General features: G+C 37.1%; 21 protein-coding genes and 1 riboswitch. Of the genes, 18 read left to right on the top strand and 3 right to left on the bottom strand.

The genetic code is table 11. The annotated features are described in order from the left end of the window. Positions 1 to 244: 244 nt before the first annotated feature. Positions 245 to 502 (bottom strand): DUF1294 domain-containing protein, encoded by a 258-nt coding sequence (locus AC4PG0_RS04185; protein ID WP_003761210.1) that lies wholly within the window; start codon positions 500 to 502, stop codon positions 245 to 247. 78 nt (positions 503 to 580) lie between these two features. Between AC4PG0_RS04185 and AC4PG0_RS04180 the strand changes: the two genes are divergently transcribed. The 5 genes from AC4PG0_RS04180 (at position 581) to AC4PG0_RS04160 (ending at position 5,848) form a co-directional block, all read left to right on the top strand. Then, complete coding sequence (locus AC4PG0_RS04180) at positions 581 to 958, top strand: RidA family protein (RefSeq protein WP_010990638.1); 378 nt, start codon at positions 581 to 583, stop codon at positions 956 to 958. A gap of 64 nt (positions 959 to 1,022) precedes the next feature. After that, positions 1,023 to 1,119: riboswitch (SAM riboswitch) on the top strand. Positions 1,120 to 1,213: 94 nt separating this feature from the next. After that, a complete protein-coding gene (locus tag AC4PG0_RS04175; RefSeq protein ID WP_492167513.1) occupies positions 1,214 to 2,317 on the top strand; it encodes a 5-methyltetrahydropteroyltriglutamate--homocysteine S-methyltransferase in 1,104 nt (367 codons plus the stop codon). Between the two features lie 96 nt (positions 2,318 to 2,413). Further along, positions 2,414 to 3,514, top strand: a complete 1,101-nt coding sequence (gene uvrC, locus AC4PG0_RS04170; RefSeq protein WP_492167413.1) for an excinuclease ABC subunit UvrC — start codon at positions 2,414 to 2,416, stop codon at positions 3,512 to 3,514. A gap of 170 nt (positions 3,515 to 3,684) precedes the next feature. Next, positions 3,685 to 5,127: an amino acid ABC transporter substrate-binding protein/permease gene (locus AC4PG0_RS04165; RefSeq protein ID WP_160465218.1), complete on the top strand. Its 1,443-nt coding sequence runs from the start codon at positions 3,685 to 3,687 to the stop codon at positions 5,125 to 5,127. Further along, positions 5,120 to 5,848 carry an amino acid ABC transporter ATP-binding protein gene (locus AC4PG0_RS04160; RefSeq protein WP_003771056.1) on the top strand — a complete coding sequence of 243 codons (729 nt, stop codon included), beginning with the start codon at positions 5,120 to 5,122 and terminating at the stop codon, positions 5,846 to 5,848. The genes AC4PG0_RS04165 and AC4PG0_RS04160 overlap by 8 nt, the downstream gene beginning before the upstream one ends. 44 nt (positions 5,849 to 5,892) lie before the next feature. On the opposite strand, the gene AC4PG0_RS04155 is transcribed toward AC4PG0_RS04160, so the two are convergent. Beyond that, a complete protein-coding gene (locus tag AC4PG0_RS04155; protein WP_194321323.1) occupies positions 5,893 to 7,812 on the bottom strand; it encodes an amidase family protein in 1,920 nt (639 codons plus the stop codon). 475 nt (positions 7,813 to 8,287) lie between these two features. Between AC4PG0_RS04155 and AC4PG0_RS04150 the strand changes: the two genes are divergently transcribed. The 8 genes from AC4PG0_RS04150 (at position 8,288) to AC4PG0_RS04115 (ending at position 14,215) form a co-directional block, all read left to right on the top strand. After that, complete coding sequence (locus tag AC4PG0_RS04150) at positions 8,288 to 8,434, top strand: Lmo0850 family protein (protein WP_010990641.1); 147 nt, start codon at positions 8,288 to 8,290, stop codon at positions 8,432 to 8,434. Between the two features lie 225 nt (positions 8,435 to 8,659). Further along, positions 8,660 to 9,418, top strand: coding sequence for a hypothetical protein (locus AC4PG0_RS04145; RefSeq protein WP_003766067.1), 759 nt, complete (start codon positions 8,660 to 8,662; stop codon positions 9,416 to 9,418). Positions 9,419 to 9,499: 81 nt separating this feature from the next. Further along, positions 9,500 to 10,054 carry a TetR/AcrR family transcriptional regulator gene (locus AC4PG0_RS04140; protein ID WP_003771062.1) on the top strand — a complete coding sequence of 185 codons (555 nt, stop codon included), beginning with the start codon at positions 9,500 to 9,502 and terminating at the stop codon, positions 10,052 to 10,054. Positions 10,055 to 10,070: 16 nt separating this feature from the next. Next, positions 10,071 to 10,412, top strand: a complete 342-nt coding sequence (gene sugE1 / locus AC4PG0_RS04135) for a quaternary ammonium compound efflux SMR transporter SugE1 (RefSeq protein WP_003736027.1) — start codon at positions 10,071 to 10,073, stop codon at positions 10,410 to 10,412. A gap of 2 nt (positions 10,413 to 10,414) precedes the next feature. Continuing rightward, a complete protein-coding gene (sugE2, locus tag AC4PG0_RS04130; protein WP_003771065.1) occupies positions 10,415 to 10,735 on the top strand; it encodes a quaternary ammonium compound efflux SMR transporter SugE2 in 321 nt (106 codons plus the stop codon). Positions 10,736 to 10,885: 150 nt separating this feature from the next. Next, complete coding sequence (locus AC4PG0_RS04125; protein ID WP_003771067.1) at positions 10,886 to 11,998, top strand: D-alanine--D-alanine ligase; 1,113 nt, start codon at positions 10,886 to 10,888, stop codon at positions 11,996 to 11,998. Between the two features lie 63 nt (positions 11,999 to 12,061). Beyond that, on the top strand, positions 12,062 to 13,435 hold the full coding sequence (locus AC4PG0_RS04120; RefSeq protein ID WP_010990643.1) for a UDP-N-acetylmuramoyl-tripeptide--D-alanyl-D-alanine ligase: 1,374 nt from the start codon (positions 12,062 to 12,064) through the stop codon (positions 13,433 to 13,435). 66 nt (positions 13,436 to 13,501) lie between these two features. Next, positions 13,502 to 14,215: an alpha/beta hydrolase gene (locus tag AC4PG0_RS04115; protein WP_185625175.1), complete on the top strand. Its 714-nt coding sequence runs from the start codon at positions 13,502 to 13,504 to the stop codon at positions 14,213 to 14,215. A 10-nt stretch (positions 14,216 to 14,225) separates the two neighbouring features. On the opposite strand, the gene AC4PG0_RS04110 is transcribed toward AC4PG0_RS04115, so the two are convergent. Then, positions 14,226 to 15,251 carry a substrate-binding domain-containing protein gene (locus tag AC4PG0_RS04110; protein WP_492167414.1) on the bottom strand — a complete coding sequence of 342 codons (1,026 nt, stop codon included), beginning with the start codon at positions 15,249 to 15,251 and terminating at the stop codon, positions 14,226 to 14,228. Positions 15,252 to 15,495: 244 nt separating this feature from the next. Between AC4PG0_RS04110 and AC4PG0_RS04105 the strand changes: the two genes are divergently transcribed. From AC4PG0_RS04105 to AC4PG0_RS04085, 5 genes are read left to right on the top strand one after another with little or no spacing between them, the layout of a single operon-like run. Further along, positions 15,496 to 16,818: an ABC transporter substrate-binding protein gene (locus AC4PG0_RS04105; RefSeq protein ID WP_003761234.1), complete on the top strand. Its 1,323-nt coding sequence runs from the start codon at positions 15,496 to 15,498 to the stop codon at positions 16,816 to 16,818. Then, positions 16,815 to 17,693 carry a carbohydrate ABC transporter permease gene (locus AC4PG0_RS04100; RefSeq protein ID WP_033533234.1) on the top strand — a complete coding sequence of 293 codons (879 nt, stop codon included), beginning with the start codon at positions 16,815 to 16,817 and terminating at the stop codon, positions 17,691 to 17,693. Before AC4PG0_RS04105 ends, AC4PG0_RS04100 begins: the two co-directional genes overlap by 4 nt. Beyond that, positions 17,680 to 18,513: a carbohydrate ABC transporter permease gene (locus AC4PG0_RS04095; protein ID WP_003724791.1), complete on the top strand. Its 834-nt coding sequence runs from the start codon at positions 17,680 to 17,682 to the stop codon at positions 18,511 to 18,513. The genes AC4PG0_RS04100 and AC4PG0_RS04095 overlap by 14 nt, the downstream gene beginning before the upstream one ends. A gap of 15 nt (positions 18,514 to 18,528) precedes the next feature. Further along, positions 18,529 to 20,061, top strand: coding sequence for an alpha-glucosidase (locus AC4PG0_RS04090; protein WP_492167415.1), 1,533 nt, complete (start codon positions 18,529 to 18,531; stop codon positions 20,059 to 20,061). 1 nt (position 20,062) lies between these two features. Next, positions 20,063 to 20,977: an MTP-1 family protein gene (locus AC4PG0_RS04085; RefSeq protein WP_492167974.1), complete on the top strand. Its 915-nt coding sequence runs from the start codon at positions 20,063 to 20,065 to the stop codon at positions 20,975 to 20,977. Positions 20,978 to 20,990 lie beyond the last annotated feature (13 nt).

The following is a 20,990-nucleotide window of genomic DNA, read 5'->3' as shown; positions in this document are numbered from 1 at the left end:
CCGACCAGTTTTCTCTGGTCGGTATTTTTTGCTATTAGACATAATAGATTTGTTATAGTGTTTTACTAATTTTAAGAACTGTACAAAAAGACTGTTAAAATATAGCTATGAATTACTTTTATCAAAGATAGAAATCATGTTTAAAAGACAATTGAGATGACTCCTGTCAAGCACTGCAAAACTATTTCTGCTGGGAATTTGAACATTATAAAAGCTAAAAAATCGACAAATTTAGCTTGTTAATTCAGTACAACCACCAAACCAAAACCCCAACAGTCCAAACCATCGCAAGTGGCACTAAAATCCGAAACTTCGGCTTTTGCGTTTTATGGTGAAACAACTGCATCGACATCCAACTACCAAAGGCACCACCAAGAAATGCGGAGAGAAGTAGTACCGATTCAGGTATCCGGTATGCGTGTTTAATTGCTTTCCGTTTATCAACAGCGAATAATAGAAAAGAAATAAGCGTTATCGCGATTAAATATATCGTTAAAATCATTCAGAAATCCCCCTTTATTGCTAAAACTAACTTTATTGATTAGAATAAAAGCATACCACAAAAGAAAGCAGGGATAAAATGGCAAAAGAAATTATTCAAACCTCGTCAGCCCCAAAAGCACTCGGACCATATTCACAAGCTGTAAAAGTGAATGGACTTATTTTCACATCAGGTCAACTTGGTATTAACCCAGCAACTGGAGAATTAGCAGAAGGCGCAACAAAACAAGCTGAGCAAGCTTTTAAAAATTTAGCAGCCGTACTAGAAGAAGCGGGTTCTGGACTAGATAAAATCATTAAAGCGACTGTTTTCTTCAAAGATTTAAATGATTTTACAGCTGTGAATGAAGTATACGCTACTTTCTTTTCCAGTGATTTCCCCGCAAGAAGTGCTTTCCAAGTAGCCAAGTTACCGCTTGACGCTGACATTGAAATCGAAGTTATCGCAGAAGCATAAATATTCAGAAATAAATTTGACAATCACGAGAAGTAAACGATATAATAAGAACCAATTACATAGTAACTTATCAAGAAAGGTGGAGGGTTCTGGCCCAGTGAAGCCTTGGCAACCGGACTTTTCACGGTGCCAAATCCAGCAGTATCACTGACAGATAAGGCACGCGAAACAGGTAAATCACTCTTTCCCTTAAAAGCTGTCTTTTGGGGGAAAGTTTTTTTGTACATAAAAATAACTAGAATTGAGGCGAAGAAAATGAATCAAGTGGCACCATTTTATGCAGATCATGTTGGAAGTATTTTACGGACAAAGGCAATTAAAGAGGCACGCGAGAAATTCCAAAGTGGCGAAATTACAACTCAAGAATTACGTGAAATTGAAAATGCAGAAATTAAGTATATTGTTGAAAAACAAAAAGAAGTGGGTTTAAAAGCAATTACTGATGGCGAATTTCGCCGCGCTTGGTGGCATTTTGATTTCTTAGAGAATTTGGATGGGGTAGAAGGATACGATGCGGCGGGAGGCATTCAATTTAGCAAAGTCCAAACAAAATCTCATTCGGTGAAAATTACAGGTCCAATTGATTTCACGACGCATCCATTTATAGAAGATTTTATTTTCCTAAAAGAAGCCGTTGGTGAAAATCATGTAGCAAAACAAACGATTCCAAGTCCGGCGATGCTTCATTATCGTGGTGACATGGAGTATCAGCCATATATAGACGATGCTGATAAATTTGTGGCTGATTTAGCGGCTGCTTATCAAAAAGCGATTCAAGCCTTTTATGATGCCGGTTGTCGTTATTTACAATTAGATGATACATCGTGGAGCTATTTATGCTCTGATGAACAGCGTGAAGTTGTACGTGAGCGAGGTTTTGACCCCGATACACTGCAAGAAACATATAAAACGCTTATTAATGAAGCTATCAAGTATAAACCAGCAGATATGGTTATTACGATGCACATTTGTCGTGGGAATTTCCGCTCTACGTGGATAGCAGAAGGCGGTTATGGACCAGTTGCAGCAACATTATTTGGCAAGCTAAATATCGATGGTTTCTTTTTAGAATATGATAATGAACGTTCTGGAGATTTTTCACCACTAAAATATGTAGCGCGCCCAGATTTGAAAATCGTTCTCGGCTTAATCACCTCTAAAACAGGGGATTTAGAAGATGAAACGGCAATCAAAGCACGAATTAAAGAAGCGAGTGAGATTGTGCCGCTAAACCAATTATGCCTTAGCCCACAGTGCGGATTCGCCTCTACAGAAGAAGGCAATATTTTAAGTGAAGAAGAGCAATGGAACAAATTACGTTACGTCGTCAAAATCGCAGAAGACGTTTGGGGGAAATAACAAATAAGAAGAACTGGCCTAGGCTAGTTCTTTTTTCGTCTTTACAAAAACAGCAAGTAGGAATAGAATAGATGTTCTAGAAGGAGGGGAAGCCCTTTGGATGACAAATTACAAACCAAATTAACCTTATTACCTGAATCACCAGGTTGCTATATTTATAGAGATGAAAATAACGAAATACTTTATATTGGCAAATCTAAATGTTTAAAAAACCGTATAAAGTCTTATTTTCATAGTAAACAAATCGGTAAAACTGCAAGACTTGTAAGACAAATTCGTGATTTAGAACTAATTATCACTACCTCCGAAAAAGAGGCACTACTTCTCGAGATGATTTTAATTCAAAAATATCAACCTCCTTTCAATATCCAGTTAAAAGAAGGAACGAGTTATCCCTATATTAAAATCACGAATGAGAAAAATCCGCATATCGAAGTCGTATTTGAAGTGAAACAAGATGGCGCGCACTACTTCGGTCCATATCCTGGTCGGTTTTCAGCAAGGCAAACGGTAGAACTTATTGAAAAATTATATCCGCTTTGTAGATGTGACGGAAAGCCGGGACGTCCGTGTTTGTACTATCATTTAGGACTTTGCCTAGGACCTTGCCAAGCAGAAATTGAACCCGCTGTATATAAAAAACAAATTCAAAAAATTAGTCGTTTTCTTGAAGGCGATGTTAAAGGCGTGAAGGGGAAGCTCACTAAAGACATGGAAGCAGCCACCGAAAAACTGGAATTCGAAAGAGCTGCTGAACTACGCGATAAAATCCATGCTATTAATGAAACCATCGAAAAACAACATATTATTTTCCCCGGACTAAAAAATCGTGATATTATCGGCTGTTATGAACAAGATAATCATTTAAGTGTTTTCGTTTTCTTTGTCCGAAATGGCGCAATCAACGGTAGTAAATGGCATGTTTTCCCAATCGAAAATTCGCTCCAAGAAGACTTAGCCAATTTTATCAACCAATTTTACGAAGATCCAAATAATATCCAACCAAAAGAGTTGCTAATCGCAGAAAAAATCGATAAAATTACTTTGAAAGAGCCGCTCCGTAAGGCTTCTTCCTTCCCGCAAAAAGGTGGAAAGAAGAAACAGCTTAATTTAGCTATCGAAAACGCTAAGAGTACGTATGCCGCATATGCTAAGATGAAAGAATACGATTTTGAAAACCAATTGAAAAACAGTTAGAAGCTAGCTTTCACTGATTAGCTTCTTTGTTTTGCTGTATTGAAAATCTTATCATAAATAACTATGGTCAATAATCTAGCCTTATGGTAAAATCTTACGAGTACGGAAAAAAATTAATGCTACATAAAATAATTAATAATAGCTAAACACATATAGAGGGAGGACACAATATGAAGAAATTTTCACGCTTCATACTAACAATGGCAATTGCATGTGTTGCCATGTTCATTTTCACAGGAAACGGGTTAAATGCAAAAGCCGCTGAAGAAACATATTTGATTGGTACAGATACTACTTTTGCACCTTTTGAATTTGAAAAAGATGGGAAACATGTCGGGATTGACATGGACATTCTTAAAGCCATTGCCAAAGATCAAAATTTTAAATATGAAATTAAAGCAATGGGATTCAATGCAGCCGTTCAAGCACTTGAAGCTAATCAAGTAGACGGCGTAATCGCTGGAATGAGTATTACAGACGAACGGAAACAAAAATTCGATTTCTCTGATCCGTACTTTGACTCTGGCGTTGTTATGGGAATCCTGAAAGATAACGACGAAATCAAGAATTATGATGATTTAAAAGGCAAAAAAGTAGCCGTTAAAACAGGTACAGAAGGTTACGCTTTCGCTGAAAAAATAAAAGATAAATATGGTTTTGATATTGTTGTATTTGATGACTCTGCACAAATGTATGATGACGTTAAAACAAGAAATTCAGTTGCATGTTTTGATGATTATCCAGTACTCGCTTATGGCGTGCAAACTGGAAACGGCTTAAAAATCGTTACTGAAAAAGAAAAAGGAAATTCATATGGTTTTGCCGTTAATAAAGGCCAAAATCAAGAACTTTTAAAGAAATTCAATGACGGCCTTGTTAATATTAAAGCTAGCGGCGAATACGATAAAATCCTTGAAACTTATTTAGGAAAAGACGCTGTTAAAGAAAATACTACTGAAAAAGGCTTCATGGGTATTATTAAATCTTCCTGGCCAGCACTTTTAGCTGGAATGTGGTTGACTATTCGTCTAGCCGTTGTTTCATTAATTATTGCCTTCATTATTGGTATTACATTTGGCTTTATGAAAGTGAGCAATAGTAAAATTCTACGTGGGATTGCAACAGTTTATGTAGATATTTTCCGTGGAACACCATTAATTGTTCAAGCATTCTTCTTCTACTTTGGTATTCCAGCAGCGCTCGACTTTAGGATGCCAGTATTCTTGGCAGGGGTCATTGCGCTAAGCTTAAATGCCGGTGCTTATATGGTCGAAATTGTACGCGGCGGGATTCAATCTGTCGACAAAGGACAAATGGAAGCAGCAAGAAGTCTTGGTTTACCACATAAAAAAGCAATGATGAAAGTCGTTCTACCACAAGCAATTCGGATGATGATTCCATCCTTTATCAACCAGTTCGTTATCACTTTGAAAGATACGTCGATTATGTCGGCAATTGGACTCGTCGAATTAACACAATCTGGTAAAATTATTATGGCGCGTACGTTTGAAAGTACATGGACTTGGCTTATCATTGGAATTATGTACTTAATCGTCATTACTATTTTAACGAAAGTGTCCGATCGTTTGGAAAGGAGATTACGAAATGACTAAACTTAAAGTAACAGGTCTTAAAAAAAGTTTTGGCGCGAATGAAGTGCTAAAAGGCATTGATATAGAAGTAAAAGAAGGCGAAGTAGTTTGCGTAATTGGGCCATCTGGTTCTGGTAAAAGTACCTTTCTTCGTTGCATGAATAACCTAGAGGAAATAACAGCTGGTGAAGTTGTTGTAGACGATTTTAATATTACAGATAAAAAAGTAGATATTAATAAAGTTCGCGAAAACATCGGTATGGTTTTTCAACATTTTAATTTATTCCCGCATCTTTCTGTGTTAGAAAATATTACTTTAGCTCCTGTAGAACTGAAAAAAATGGATAAAGAAGCAGCGAAAAGTAACGCGCTTCGTTTACTTGAGCAAGTTGGGCTAAAAGAAAAAGCAGATGAGTTTCCAAATCAACTATCTGGTGGACAAAAACAACGGGTTGCGATTGCCAGAGCTCTGGCGATGGATCCAGATATTATGTTGTTTGACGAACCAACCTCCGCACTTGACCCTGAAATGGTCGGGGAAGTTCTTGGAGTAATGAAAGAGCTAGCTAAAGATGGAATGACAATGATGATTGTTACCCACGAAATGGGCTTTGCTCGCGAAGTTGGCGACCGTGTTATCTTTATGGATGGCGGTTATATCGTGGAAGAAGGAAAGCCAGCTGATATTTTTGACAACCCTACAAACGAAAGAACAATTAGTTTCTTAGATAAAGTTTTATAATAAAAAAGCAATATGCCTGTATTATTCAGGCATATTGCTTTTTTTTATTGGTTTGTTAAAATGGGGCTTTTTCGATTCTTTGAAATCTGTTCGTAAGCATATCCCATATTTAGTAAAGCTATGTCCGTATTTCGTTTAGAGACAAAAGTTAAGCTCTTAGGTTGATTTGATTCAGTGTCATAGCCAGCTGGGATAGTGAGTTCCGGATTTCCAGCGATTGGAGCTAGGAACTTCACAGACCCGCCGACACCTGCTGATACGATAGCGTCTAATCTTTCATTTTGTAACACAGAATCCAGTTCGTTTTGTGTAATATGAATAAGTTCATTAGCTACGTTATCCGCTTCTTGTTTCGTCATTGTACTATTCTGCGACGCTACAAGTTCACTTTGGCCGAACTTCATGTTTCTAGTAGGATTAGTTTTATTAAAAGCGATAATCGATTCTAATGTCGACATAGGAGAACGATTAATTTGTAAAAATTGATTAAGATCTCGTTTGAAATCGGCATTTAATAAAGTGATATAATCAGTATCCACTTGTTCTAATTCTTCCAATGTGATGCCCTCTATAACGGTTGCACCAGCAGTTGTTAAATCTTTTTTAATTTTCTTTAGGATGGCTGTTTCTTCATTGCTTTCATCATCAGACAGTAGTCCAATCCGCTTATTTTTTAGCGCATCTTTGGAAAGTGGTGTTTGACTTGCTTCATCCATTAAAACATTGGTTGTTAAATAAGCATCTGTAACTGTTCTTGTAAGTGGACCAGGCGTATCAAATCTACTTGAGAGTGGGATAATTCCCTCGTTGCTTACAAGGCCTTGGCTGGGTTTAAAGCCAACAACAGATTGAGCTCCTGCTGGTAAAATGATAGAACCATTTGTTTCTGTTCCAATCGCAATTGCAGCGAAATCACAAGTAGCAGCAGTTGCAGATCCAGAGCTTGAACCAAGTGGATCTAGTTCGGAAGAGTAAGGATTTTTGCTACGCCCTTTTTTTCCTGAGTAGCCATTTGGTACTCCGTCGTCCATTGCAGCTGCCCATTCTGACATATTAGTTTTTCCTAGAATTAAAGCACCGTTTGTTTTAAGTTTGTCTACGATAGCCGCGTCTTTCTCCATTACCCAATCTTTAAGGGCTACAGTACCGGCACTTGTTGGCAGGGTAATAGTACCAATATTATCTTTTAAAACGACAGGCATGCCGTATAAAGCTGGTTTATTTGGCTCGTTTTGATTATCAAGTTGTTCTGCTTCTGCAATAATAGTAGGACTAACCTCTGTGATTGCATTTAACATAATTCCATTTTGATCGTGTTTTTTTATTCGGTTGAGGTAAATTCCTGCTAATTCTTTATAACTTAGTTGGTTAGTTGCAATTAAATTTTGAAGTTTGGCTATGTCAGCCCCAATTACGAGATGCTCTTTTTCTTCAAGAGCCGCTATATCCAATGATTCTAGTTGTGCGTCAATTGGATCCATTACTCGTTCTTTATCATAAAAATTTATATCTTGGATTGGCGTCTCTTCGGTCGGTTCTTGTTTACCTGGATTTACTTTCCCAGGTTTTACTTTACTCGGCAAAGTGTTATTCGGTGTAGTGTTATTCAGCTTAGAACTTCCCTTTTTTTTCGCTGCTGCTGTTTTGTCGTTTGTTAATTTAATTTCGAAATTTTTGTTTTGATTAACAGATTCCTGTGAAACTTTTCCAGTTAATCTACCAACTTCTAATGTTTTATTGCCAAAACCAGTTTCTAGTTTGAAGTTTTCTTTATTTGAACCGATTTTTTTATCTTTATCATGTTGATTGGAATCTTTGGGTTTGGACGTTGGAAGGTCTTTTTTGGAAATACTAGAGGTTCTTTCTGGAGCGGAAGTTTGTTGGCTTGTTAGGTAGAGATAGGTACCGGTTACACTAAACGTTGTAATAACTGTGGCACATATGATGATAATTCGTCTTTTCATGTAATTCCTCCGATGTCTGATATATGTATCTTATTATATAGGAAGTATAAGAGAAAATCAGTGACAATAATGTGAAGATAAGAATTATATTTTTAGACTTGATTTCATGCATAATAGCGATATATTCACAATCTGATTACTTAAAAATCTTTTATGTTGTTTTCTTTTCACAATTTTGTCACAAAATAGCGACTTTTTTCCTTTTAGTTAACAATTATTGATTATTATATTTTATAATTATAAGAAAGGATTACAAATCCACTTAGGAAACTTTATGTGAAAAAGGCAATTATTCTTTATATTAATACGATATTATCCAAAAAAATTCGGTTTTCAAACGCTTTCTTGAAAAAAGTCACGAATTTAGGTTAGTTTTTAGATTAATAGGGTATTTTTACTAAAGAGAATATGGTAAAGTAAGGAAAGAGAGATAATGAAAAGAATGAAAACTAATTTGGAAGATGGAGTGATGAGTTTGGATAATAATCAAAAAGATTTGAATCAAGTAATCCGTCAGCTCAAAGAAAAAGGTATTGTGGTTGAAAAAACCAAATCCCGAAAAGATATATGGAAATCGGTAAGCGGCAAAGCGATGCCGAATATGACACTTCGATTGCAATAAAATCGAGAAGTGGGGACTTTTTATATGTTATTTGTCTGCGTTTTTTGTAAGTGAAGTTACGAAAAATGATAGAATTCGCATGTAAAATTACTCCACTTTTTTTCTTTGTCATAAATTAGTCATTAAGTTTTGATGTTTCTGTTATCCTTTTTAAGCGAAAATGTTGTATGATGGTATGGAAGACTTCTGTGAATGAAGAAAATAGAAATAGAGTGAGGCAAATACATGAAAAAAGAAGCAGTTAATCAACAATCTATTTATGTTCATATTGATCATGTTATTAACAATGTGGCTACAAGCGGCATTTCTTTTTGTGATTTTTTAAATGGCGTTGGGCAACCGCCTGAAAATATATTGTTAATCAAACATAATATGGAAGATGCGTCTTATAATGCACACACGGCTTTTCATTACTTAGAGCCAGGCGATTTGGCAAATATATCTAAAGAAAATTTCAGTCCACTTTGTTGGATTGATTTTGAAGATGTGGAACTTTTAAACCAACTTACACCGCAAGAAGTGGCTGAGATGCTTTATCTTGCGCATACGGGACGCCACCTTCGTTCTCCTTTTTACTATAAATTACAAAATAATTTTGTTTATTTAACGAGAGAAGACGGTCGCTACAATAAAGTATATTATCGGAATTTAAATCATTTTTATATGTTGCTAAGTTATGTCATTGCCCGGAAAACATCAGAACTCGTTAATGAGAAAGGCATTTTTTCGTTTGGAAAGAAAAAATATGTTTCTGAACCACCAGTTGAGCTACTCAAAAAAATGTCCGATCATTTCAAAGACGGTGCTTGTATCGCAATGGATGATGTCGTTAGAACTAGAACCCAAATCGAAGTACCAATTGGCCTTGGTCTTACGGAAGAAATGACTGAACTAGAAATAACTTCAAAAATTTACTACGAAGAAGAAGTCGCAAAACTAGTCTATGATTTAAAACAAAATGAATGGAAATATATCGAAAAATAAAAAATCAAACCTTTTCCTTTACGTTTGGTTTTTTATTTGATAGAATTTAACTAATGAACGTTAGTTAGGAGGATTATTCTAATGACGAAAAAACTTATCAAAGAAGTAGCATTAACCCTTTTTGCAGAAAAAGGATATGATGGAACGGCTCTTTCTGAAATTGCAAAAGCTGTAGGGATTAAAACGCCATCGTTGTATGCCCACTTTCCATCTAAAGAAGCGCTTTTTATGGAAGTGTATCAAGATAGCATCCACACAGAACTAAGCGAATTAAGTAAAGTAGCTGATGAAGAAGCGCTAGGAGGAGAAGAAAAACTGCGGACAATCTTTTTTGTTGCGACTGATTTTTCAAGAAGTCCTGATGAGAAAAAGTTTTTCCAACGAGCAGTATTTTATCCACCAAAGTCTCTTTTTGAAGAGTTAAAAGAAGAGACGAGAACTTATGAGCAGTTAACGAATGATATTTTACGAAAAACGCTTGAGCCGGCGCTCCCTGAAGATGCTTTAACAAGATGGATGCATGTGTTCTATGCGTTACTCGATGGGCTTAGCGTCGAGCACGGGATCTATGATGAAACGGAATTTGAGTTGCGTAGGAAATCCGCTTGGGAAGTTCTCGCAAGTTTACTCGGATAAATTGGAGGTAAGGAAAATGGCTTGGTTTTATTTAATAATGGCAGGATTATCAGAAATTGTTTGGGCTTTTGGGCTGAAAGAATCGCACGGCTTTACGATGTTAGGGTGGAGCCTTTTAACGATAGCATTTCTAATTGTTAGTTTCGGTTTGTTTTCGATTTCCATGAAGTCGATTCCAATTGGGACGGCGTATGCAGTGTTTACCGGAATTGGGGCTGCTGGTACGGCGATTATTGGAATGATATTTCTTTCAGAAGGTGTTTCTTTTTGGAAAATTGTTTCCCTAATCGTACTATTAACAGGAATTATTGGCCTTAAGTTAGTGGATGGCAATGAGTCTGAGAAGGAGGCTAAATAACGATGGATTGGATATTTTTACTCGTAGCAGGTTTGTGTGAAATGGTCTTTGTTGTCATGCTGAAATTATCAGACGGATTTAAACGTCTCGGATTTGCGATACTCACCGTTATCTTTATGTCAGCGAGCTTCTTCTTATTATCTCTCGCACTTAAAACAATTCCGATTGGTACGGGTTATGCGATTTGGACCGGAATTGGGGCTGTTGGTAGTGTCACACTCGGAATGATTGTCTTTAAAGAGCGTAAGAGTGTTGGGAAACTGCTCTTCATTACGATGATTATTGCTGGCGTTGTCGGTCTAAAATTAACATCTGGTGTTTAAATAAAATAGGTTGAAAAAGATCTTTTTGGAATAAGAGCACGTCATTCTTATTCGAAAATGAAGATTTTTTCAACCTATTTTTTAGTTATGTCTTTTCATCTTGCTAAAACATGGTAAAATAGATAAAGCGAATAATGACGGAGGGGTATTATGAAAACCAAGTTAATTTTATTATACGGTGGAAAATCTGCTGAACACGAGGTTTCCTTACAAACAGCATTTTCAGTAATCAATGCTTTAGATTTAGAAAAATTTGAAGCTGAACCAATATATATTACAAACGAAGGTGAGTGGGTTCAAGGACCGTTACTTTCCGGAAAATTAGATTTTGTCGAGCAATTACGTTTCTCGGCTACAGATAGAGTGAAACTTGCTACGGCTGAATCAGAAAAATCAGAAGGGGAAGCAATTAGCCCAGCTGTTTTAGAAGCTGACGGACAAGAAACAGTCGTATTCCCACTTTTACATGGTCCAAACGGAGAAGATGGAACTGTTCAAGGCTTATTCGAAGTTTTAAATATTCCTTACGTTGGCAATGGTGTCCTAGCTTCATCAGCAGCAATGGATAAAATCGTGATGAAGAAAATTTTTGCAGATGCTGGTATTCCACAAGTTCCAGCAGTTGCGGTGCGTTTAATTGATTGGAAAAACTATCAAGAGGAAATGGTTACTGAAATGGAAGAAGTGCTTACATATCCAGTCTTCGTAAAACCAGCGAATCTTGGTTCAAGTGTTGGTATTAGTAAAGCAACGAATAAAACAGAATTAATTGAAGCGATGACAGAAGCATTTTTATACGACCGTCGTGTTGTTGTTGAACAAGGTGTGGTTGCTCGTGAGATCGAAATGGGCGTACTTGGAAATGATACACCAGTTTGCTCGGTTCCAGGAGAAATCTTGCCAGAAGGTGCAGTTGCTAAGTTTTATGATTACAAAGCAAAATATCAAGATAACAACACTGCATTAATTATTCCAACAGAAGTAGAGCCAGAAATTTTAGAACAAATGAAAGAATATGCGGTTCAAGCTTTCTTAGGACTTGATGCAAGCGGGCTCGTGCGTGCTGACTTTTTCTTAACGGAAGATAATCAGTTGTTCTTAAATGAAGTAAATACAATGCCTGGTTTCACACCATATAGCATGTATCCACTACTTTGGCAGGAAACTGGCTTACCATACGGAGCGCTAATTGAACGATTAGTTGATTTGGCAAAAGAACGCCACGCAGCTAAAAATGCACTTAAATATAAATTAGAAGACTAAAATAAACAAGAAAGCAGTTTTCAGATGCGGAAGCTGCTTTTTTATGGAAGAGAGCGATTTAATTTGAAAAAAACAGTAGGCGAAGTAGTAGCAATGTTAGATAGTTCCATCCATGTAGATACATTTCGCGATGTCGTCATTACTGGCATTTGTTTTGACACAAGGCAAATAAAGTCAGGAGATTTATTTGTTCCGTTTGTAGGGAATTTACGCGATGGGCACGAATTCGTAAGTCAGGCACGAGAAATGGGAGCGGTAGCGACTTTTTGGCAAAAAGATGTACCCAATCCACCAACTGATTTCCCGGTTATTTTAGTGGAAAATACTTTGCTAGCCCTTCAAGAGCTGGCAGCGAAATATATTCAGCAAGTAAAACCTAAAGTAATTGCAATCACTGGCAGCAATGGGAAAACGACTACAAAAGATATTATGGCAGCAATTGTTGAAACGACTTATAAAGTGCACTATACGGGCGGGAATTTTAATAATCATATTGGTTTACCTTATACTATTTTAACGATGCCGGAAGATACAGAAGTGGCTGTACTTGAAATGGGGATGAATCATCGTCATGAAATCGAAGTGCTGTCAAAAATTGCAAAACCTGATATTGCGATTATTACTAATATCGGCGAGGCTCATATTGAATACCTTGGTTCGCGTGAAGAAATTGCCAAAGCAAAACTCGAAATTACAGCAGGACTAAATCCAAGCGGTATTTTAATTTATCCACATGAAGAAAACCTTCTTTTAGGAAACGTAGATGGCGATTTTAGACAACTAACTTTTGGTAAATCAGATGCAGCGGAAATTTATCCGTTAGAAATTCGCGCTGAAGCAGAAGGGACCTCTTTTATAACAAACTGGGAGCCAGATTTAGAAATTTTTGTTCCGATTATCGGCGAGCATAATGTTTTCAATACGATGGCGGCGATGCTTGCGGCAAGAGAAATTGGTATTGAAGGAGAAAAAATACAGTCAGCGCTTAAAAATATGGAACGTTCTAAAAGTCGTTTAGAATGGATAACGACCAAAAGCGGCGCGCGTATTTTAAATGATGCCTACAATTCCAGCCCAACAGCGTTAAAAACAGTTTTAAAAACTTTTATGCATATGGACTCAAAAGGTAAACCAAAATATTTAGTACTTGCAGATATGCTTGAATTAGGCGATTTGTCGACAAAACTACACCAAGAATCTGCTGAAGTACTAGAAAATGATACGATTGAGAAGATTTTCTTATACGGTGAAGCGATGAAAGCTTTCAAATCAGTGGCTGAGGCAAAAATTGGTCAGGGAAAAGTTCAACATTTTGACACAAAGGAATCGCTTGAGACGGCGCTTCTTTCAGAAATAAATGGAAATGAATGGATACTGGTCAAAGGTTCTTACGGAATGGGCTTGAAAGATGTGGTAGAAAATCTTATTATTAAGTAACGAATAAAATTGGACATATGATATTACCGATTAATTGGTAATAATTTGGACAGGAGGAAAGGCATAATGGTTGCTTGTTTGTGTATTCATGGTTTTACTGGTTCGCCGTCCGAGGTGAAGCCGCTCGCTGATTATTTGCGAGAGCATACAGATTGGGATGTTTTAGCACCCACATTACCTGGCCATGATCACCTGCGCCACTTAAAAAATGTGACGTATAAAGATTGGATTGTTTTTGTAGATAGCATTTTAAGTCAAATGTTAAAAGAAGACGATGAAGTATATATTATTGGTTTTTCTATGGGCGGTTTGCTCGCGGGATGGCTAGCTAGGCATTATCCGGAAGTGAAAAAGCTGGTACTTCTAAGCACAGCTGTAAATGCGATGGAATGGCCACAAATTATCGAAAATTCCAAGCAAGTAATCACCGAAGCAAAAGAAGTCACGCTTAAAAACAGCCCGATGTTCAAACGCTATCAAAAGAAAGTAACTGAAACCCCGTGGACATCCACGCTTCAATTTAAAAAAATGGTCGCTCTTGCAAAACCAGTATTTGAACATATTGAAATTCCAACTTTTATTGCACAAGGCAGTGCCGATCCTATTGTTTCTGCTGAAAAAAGTGTCAATTTTTTAATGGAAAGTATTCCAGGACCGAAAGAATTATTTATTCTAGAAGGTTCAAAACATGTGATTTGTCAGGATGAACAAGCAGATAAATTATTTGCAGCTGTTTTAACATTTTTACAAAAAGATGTAGCTGTACTAAATGCAAATTAAAAAAACCGATTCAGCTCTCAGTTGCTGAATCGGTTTTTTTGTTTTCGCCAACAGAATCTCGGGCTATTAAATTAGTCGCAAGTGCCAGATGAACAAAGCCTTCATCTGGTTTTCTTACGCGATTATACATAAGTTCCACTGCTTTTTCGCCCATAAACGAAAGATTGGTACACATTGTCGTAAGTGGGGGATTGCTAAGTACCGTAAATTCGGTGTTATCAAAACAAATAATCGATAAGTCTTTCGGAATATTGTATCCTTTTGATTGCAAATAAGTATTTAAAATAAATCCAAGGCCTGAATTAACGCAAAACCAAGCTGTTGGAAGTTCATCTAGCTCGTCTAGCGTCCGGTATAGTGTCGTTTGTTCTTCTTTAATTCGAGTAATGGCATATTTTTCATTAAAAGGAATCTGGTAATACTGCAATGCTTTTTTGTATCCTTCAAAGCGCTCTTCATAACTCGGAGAAAAAGTAGTATCACCAAGAAAACCGATTTTTTGGTGTTTATTTTCGATTAAAAATTCGACTGCTGTGAAAGCACCGTCTTTATTTTGGCTAATAACGGCATCGGCTTTTAAATGTGGATCGTGATGATCAATTAGTACCACTGGCATACCAAGTTCAATCACTTTCTTACTGTAAACTGTATTAATATGCGATAGCAAGAAAATCCCTGTCCAGTTTTCCGTTGTTAGTTGCTCAGGAAATTGATTCTTTTCTGCCTCCTCATCCGTCACTGGAAAAATAATTAATTCCGCTTGGTGGGCAATGATGCTTTGTTTCATATTATCAATAATTTCGCCAAAAAAACTACGCTGTGATAAGGCGAATGAAGTTGCTAAAAGTGCAAATTTTTCTTTCACGACCTCTCGTGCGATTTCTTTTTTATATTTATAACCTAATTCATCAGCCATTTTAAAAACAGCCAATTTAGTTTGCTCGCTGACCCCGTTTTTATTACCTAAAGCTTGTGAAACTGAATTTTTCGTTATATTTAGCCTGTCAGCAATATCTTGCATTGTAACTTTCTTCATGCTTCCCCCTCCGTTTTCCTCTGTTTATTCTATTATAGAAGTTAATTCACAAAATAGCAAAAATTTTATAATTAAAAAGTAATGTTAAAAGTAATTTTTATGAGTTTTAAATTAAAATGGTTAAAACGTTTATAATAAAAGAATTTATAAAAGTAATTATTGACATTACAAAAATGTAATGTGATAATGTAATCGTAATCAAGCGCTTACAATTACAAAAAGTGGAATTAGGAGGATTATTGATATGAAGATTAGAAAAATTGCTATTGCGGCTCTTAGTGTTGCGGTTGCTGGCTCATTACTAACTGCTTGTGGCGGTGGAGGAAACAAAAGTGGAGACGATAACGGTAAAACAAAAGTAACGTTTTGGGCAGCTCCAAATCCAACTCAAGTAAAATATTGGGATGAAATGGCAAAAGCATATGAAAAAGAAAACCCAGATGTAACGGTTGAAGTTTCCCAAATGAAAGAAAGCCCATCATCAGAAGCGACAATTCAATCAGCTATCGCCTCTAAAACGGCACCAACTATGTCTGAAAATATCAATCGTAGTTTCGCTGCACAATTAGCAGATAGTAAAGCTATTGTACCTTTGAATGATGTAAAAGGTCTCGATGATGTTGTAAAAGAAAGAAAAATGAGCGAAACAATGGATTCTTGGAAATTCTCTGATGGCAATCAATATGTGCTACCTGTATACTCCAATCCAATTCTTTTTGCTTGGCGTTTAGATACATTAAAAGAACTTGGCTATGATGCTCCACCAAAAACATATAGTGAAGCACTTGAAGTTGGTAAAAAATTAAAAGCGAAATATCCAGATAAAGTACTTTGGGCTAAAGGTGATTTATCTGACCCAACAGCATGGATGCGCTGGTTTGATTTCTTCCCACTGTATGATGCAGCTTCAAAAGGAAATGCATTTGTTGAAGATGGCAAATTAGTTGCAGACGATAAAGCTGGAACAGAACTATTAACCTTCATGTCCGAATTGCAAAAAAATAAATTACTTCTTGCAAGTAAAGCAACAGATCCATTTGAAACAGGAACAAGTATTATGGCAGACAATGGCCCGTGGACTTTCCCTAACTGGGACGAAAAATTCCCAGAACTTAAATATAACGAAAACTACGCGATAACTGCACCACTTGTACCAGACAGCATGGCAAATGAAAAAAATATTGCTACTTATGCTGATTCAAAAGGGGTTGTAATGTACGCTCAAGCAACAGATAAAGAAAAAGAAGCGGCAATGGACTTCTTGAAATTCGTTTATAACGACGATAAAAATGATTTGAAATTCCTTGAAACTACTAATTTAATTCCAGCACGTGATGATGCAACAGAAAATGAAGCTTTCACAGCATTCTTTAAAGAAAATCCAGAATTAGAAGTATATGCAGCAAATGTGCCGTATAGCATTCCAGCGATGGATGATGCGAAATACAATGATATTCAACAAGTTCTTGGAGAAGAAGCTTGGAATCCAATTGTACGCGGGGAGAAAAAACCTGATAAAGCTTGGTCTGACATGAAGAAAGCGGAGGACGGGGTGCTTCAAAAATGAAGCGGCGAAATAACAAATTGGGCTGGTCATTTACCAGCCCGTATCTCATATTCACAGCGGTATTTTTCTTAGTACCGCTAATTTGGTCAATTTGGTTATCCGTGACTGATTGGAACATGATGAGCCCAGAAATCAATTTTGTTGGTTTTGATAATTTTATTAAAGCTTTTACTAGCCCGGCAGTTCGAGCGGCATTTTTTGTCACTTATAAATTTTTAATTGTGTTTGTTCCGATGGCGTTAATTATTTCGATGATTGTCGCAGTACTTGTAAACGGACTACCGAAGTTTAAAGGACTATATTTAGTGGCGTTTTTCCTACCATACTTGTCCTCAGGTGTTGTTACTTCACTAATTGTGCAAGGTTTACTTTCGTATAACAGTGCTCTAAATGTGTTTTTACGTGGGCATTTTGGTTGGGATATTGATTGGCTTGGGACGCCGATGTCGGCACTTGTCATTATTTCGCTAATGATTGCATGGAAAATGTCTGGTTATTATGCGCTTATTTTAATTTCTGGACTCGCTAGTATTAACCATGAAATTTATGAAGCAGCGGCAATGGACGGCTCTGGTCGCTTTAGAACCTTTTGGAAAGTTACCGTTCCGATGCTCTATCCAGCTTTATTTACCGTGATTGTTTTAGCGGTAGGTGTTAGTTTTGGGATTTTCACCGAAGTATACCAGCTAACTGGCGGTGGTCCAAATTTTGCAACGAATACATGGCAAATGGAGATTTTCAACCAAGCATTTGTTAACTTGAATTCTGGTTATGCTTCAGCGATTTCTCTTATGGCTGCTACTGTAACGTTCGCATCAATTGGAGTTATTAAGAAAATGCTTGAGAAATGGGGTCAAAGAAATGGTTGGACATAATAGTAAAGCAGGAAAAATTGTTCGCTATATACTGACAACATTGCTCATGTTAGTTATGATTTATCCGTTTATTTATCTCGTATTAAATTCATTTGCAGCTTGGGATCAAGTAGATAAAAAGCTCATTCCGACTGAATTTACCACTCGTTCTTGGGATTGGCTGTTTGGGAATTCAGTGGTTGCGGCGCCTGCTCCGTGGATTCACGCCTTTATTAATACCATTATTGTTTCCACGATTGCGACAGGGTTAATGTTACTTTTTGGCTTAATGGTCGGCTATGCACTCGCAAAAGTTGATTTTAAGGGTAAAAAAATTGTTAATAATGCGATTTTATTCCAAATGTTTTTCCCGGCGATTATTTTGCTAATTCCGCAATTTTTAATGATTACGGACTTTGGTTTACTTGATACGTACGCTGGAATGATTATTCCGACGATGCTTAGTTTATGGGCTGTATTTATGTATACCAACTTTTTTAAAGCGATTCCAGATACTTTAATTGAAGCAGCAAAATTGGATGGTGCGAGTGATTTGAAAATTCTATTTCGGGTTGTACTTCCGATGTCCAAATCAATCACAACAGTTATCTTTTTATTCCTGTTCACAGACAGATGGACGAATTTACTTTGGGATATGCTTGTAACGAAGAGTGATGGAACGGTAACGCTGAATGTACTAATTTCGCAAATGTTCGGACCGTATGCAACTTATCCAGGTCCAATGTATGCAGCTTCTGTACTACTCACACTACCACTAATTATTCTATTCTTATTCTTCTCAAAGAAATTCCAAGAAGGAATGCAATTTACTTTGAAATAAAAGGAGCGACTGAACTTGGAATTTTGGCGGGATAGTGTTTTTTATGAAATTTATATGAAATCATTTCAAGATAGTAATGGTGATGGTTTAGGTGATTTTAAAGGATTGACTAGTAGGTTAGATTATTTGGTAGATTTAGGGGTTGATGGCATTTGGCTCACTCCATTTTATCCTTCACCACAAGTGGATAATGGCTACGATGTTTCGGATTACTGTGATATAAATCCAGATTACGGCAGTATGGCTGATTTTCGAGAATTTATGAAAGCAGCAGATGCGCGAGGCATAAAAGTGATTATTGACTTAGTTTTAAATCATTCTTCGACAGAGCACGCGTGGTTTAAGGAGTCGCGGAGTAGCAAAACAAATCCTAAACGAGATTATTATATTTGGCGTCAAAAACCAAATAATTGGGAGTCGTTTTTTGGTGGCTCAGCTTGGGAGCTCGATAAACTTACTGGTGAATATTATTATCATAGTTTTGCAAAGGAACAAGCTGATCTTAACTGGGCGAATCCGGCTGTTCGCGCTGAAATCGAGCAAGTTTTAGCATTTTGGTTAAATGAAGGCGTGGCAGGATTCAGGTTAGACGTGATTAATAATTTAACGCTTGTACTTGAGTTCCCAGATAATCCAGTTGTAGATAATGAAATGGAGCATGTTTATGATCGAAATCAACAAGGACTCGAACAAGCTTTAGAGCAGATTGCTGCTTTTTGTCGCAAAGAGCGAGAGGTATTTTTAGTAGGTGAAATTAGTTCTGATAAATTGCCAGAAATTGCGAAATATAGTTCGAAAACAATGCTTGATGTTACCTTTAATTTTAATTTTGGAAGTGTCGAACTGCTTGATGCGCAATCGGTATTTACTACTTTAAATGAAATGGAAACAGCATTACAAGAGGGACAATGGCCAACGCTTTTCTTTGGTAGCCACGATATGAGTCGATTTACAACACGACTTTCAAACGGAAACTTGTCCAAAACGAAACTGTTAGCGTTTTTAATGTTAACTGCTAAAGGTATACCGTTTATTTATTATGGCGAGGAAGTGGGGGTGCCAGATTTAACCTTTTCCTCCGTGGAAGAAATGCGTGATATTCAAGGAACTGCAGCTTATTATCAAGCGTTACAAGCAGGTTCAGATGAACAAAGTGCACTTGAGCTCGCGATAAATAAAACGCGCGATAAAGCACGCGGCCCGATGGTATTTCCGGACGGGAAGCCATTTACGACCGGTCAACCCTGGATTAAAATGGCTAGTTTAAATGAGGAAGATGCATTATCAATGTGGCATTTTTACCAAGCTTTACTCGCTTTTAGAAAAGGTCATGATTTTAAAGAAAAAGAATACGCGTCATTAACGTTAGATGGTGAAACACTTAGCTATCAGCGTGGGGAATTCTTATTTTTACTGCATTTTGGTGAGGCAGAGGTGACATATCCACTTCAAGGGAAATCAGAGCTTGTTTTTGGAGAAGCTGTGATGTTAGAAGCTGGCATTAAGATGGGAGCGTATACTGGAATTGCGCTCAGAGTGGAGGATTAACATGAAATCAATTGAAACCTTATTGCAAGTTTATCGTGAAACAAAGACTGCTTCTTACACCCATCTTGAGTTAAGTGGCGCTTTTGACAAGGATGTCTATAACATTACTGCGCCTTTTACTTGGCTCGGAAAAGAATATATTGCTGGACGAGTGGAATCACGAGATAGTGAGTTTGCAGAAGTGCGCTTTTTTGAAAATACGGCAAAGGATACGTATCAATTAGTTGAAAATACGACTATCCTAGCCCTGCAAGATCCATTTGTAACGTTTGTACAAGGAGAACTTATTATCGGTGGCGTGGAAGTTTTTCCTAAAGAATCGGACAGGGCAATGTTAGATTGGCGCACTAATTTATATCGCGCAACTTCGCTTACCGACTTTGAGCAAATTTTTACAGGTCCAATTGGAATGAAAGATTTACGAGTGAAAGAGCTAGCAGACGGCCGGATTTTAGTACTAACAAGACCACAAGGCGAAAAAGGCGGTCGCGGGAAAATTGGCGCAATCGTCATTAATTCACTAGCGGATTTAACAATTGAACAAATTGAGAAAGCGCCCCTTTTAAAACGAAACTTTTCAGGTGATGAATGGGGCGGCGGCAATGAGATTCATTTGCTCGAAGATGGTCGAATTGGCGTTCTTGGTCATATTGCTTGTTTTGATGAATCTGGTGATCGTCATTATTACGCGTGCTCTTTTTGTTTAAATGAAGATTTTACACAAATCGAACAAGAAAAAATTATTGCAGAACGTGCTGATTTTGCTCCAAGTGAGGCGAAAAGACCTGATTTAGCAGATGTTGTATTTAGCGGCGGTTTAATCAGAAATTCAGACGGTACTGCTGAACTTTATGCAGGGATTGGCGATTCTGATGCACAAAAATTAACCATTCCTGATCCATTTAAAAATAACTAATAGTAGGAGTTTT

It is taken from the genome of Listeria sp. MAN/IMW/UF464, assembly GCF_058683955.1.
Note: the sequence above shows the minus strand (reverse complement) of the source record. Positions and strands in the feature narration are given on the sequence as shown.

What these genes read in the sequence shown, in the direction of transcription:
- AC4PG0_RS04160 (WP_003771056.1), top strand. Translation starts at nt 5,120, where the DNA reads ATGACTAAACTTAAAGTAACAGGTCTTAAAAAAAGTTTTGGCGCGAAT.
- AC4PG0_RS04085 (WP_492167974.1), top strand. Translation starts at nt 20,063, where the DNA reads ATGAAATCAATTGAAACCTTATTGCAAGTTTATCGTGAAACAAAGACT.
- AC4PG0_RS04095 (WP_003724791.1), top strand. Translation starts at nt 17,680, where the DNA reads ATGGTTGGACATAATAGTAAAGCAGGAAAAATTGTTCGCTATATACTG.
- AC4PG0_RS04175 (WP_492167513.1), top strand. Translation starts at nt 1,214, where the DNA reads ATGAATCAAGTGGCACCATTTTATGCAGATCATGTTGGAAGTATTTTA.
- sugE1 (WP_003736027.1), top strand. Translation starts at nt 10,071, where the DNA reads ATGGCTTGGTTTTATTTAATAATGGCAGGATTATCAGAAATTGTTTGG.
- AC4PG0_RS04110 (WP_492167414.1), bottom strand. Translation starts at nt 15,251, where the DNA reads ATGAAGAAAGTTACAATGCAAGATATTGCTGACAGGCTAAATATAACG.
- AC4PG0_RS04140 (WP_003771062.1), top strand. Translation starts at nt 9,500, where the DNA reads ATGACGAAAAAACTTATCAAAGAAGTAGCATTAACCCTTTTTGCAGAA.
- AC4PG0_RS04100 (WP_033533234.1), top strand. Translation starts at nt 16,815, where the DNA reads ATGAAGCGGCGAAATAACAAATTGGGCTGGTCATTTACCAGCCCGTAT.
- AC4PG0_RS04125 (WP_003771067.1), top strand. Translation starts at nt 10,886, where the DNA reads ATGAAAACCAAGTTAATTTTATTATACGGTGGAAAATCTGCTGAACAC.
- AC4PG0_RS04115 (WP_185625175.1), top strand. Translation starts at nt 13,502, where the DNA reads ATGGTTGCTTGTTTGTGTATTCATGGTTTTACTGGTTCGCCGTCCGAG.
- AC4PG0_RS04180 (WP_010990638.1), top strand. Translation starts at nt 581, where the DNA reads ATGGCAAAAGAAATTATTCAAACCTCGTCAGCCCCAAAAGCACTCGGA.
- AC4PG0_RS04165 (WP_160465218.1), top strand. Translation starts at nt 3,685, where the DNA reads ATGAAGAAATTTTCACGCTTCATACTAACAATGGCAATTGCATGTGTT.
- AC4PG0_RS04185 (WP_003761210.1), bottom strand. Translation starts at nt 502, where the DNA reads ATGATTTTAACGATATATTTAATCGCGATAACGCTTATTTCTTTTCTA.
- AC4PG0_RS04105 (WP_003761234.1), top strand. Translation starts at nt 15,496, where the DNA reads ATGAAGATTAGAAAAATTGCTATTGCGGCTCTTAGTGTTGCGGTTGCT.
- AC4PG0_RS04155 (WP_194321323.1), bottom strand. Translation starts at nt 7,812, where the DNA reads ATGAAAAGACGAATTATCATCATATGTGCCACAGTTATTACAACGTTT.
- AC4PG0_RS04145 (WP_003766067.1), top strand. Translation starts at nt 8,660, where the DNA reads ATGAAAAAAGAAGCAGTTAATCAACAATCTATTTATGTTCATATTGAT.
- sugE2 (WP_003771065.1), top strand. Translation starts at nt 10,415, where the DNA reads ATGGATTGGATATTTTTACTCGTAGCAGGTTTGTGTGAAATGGTCTTT.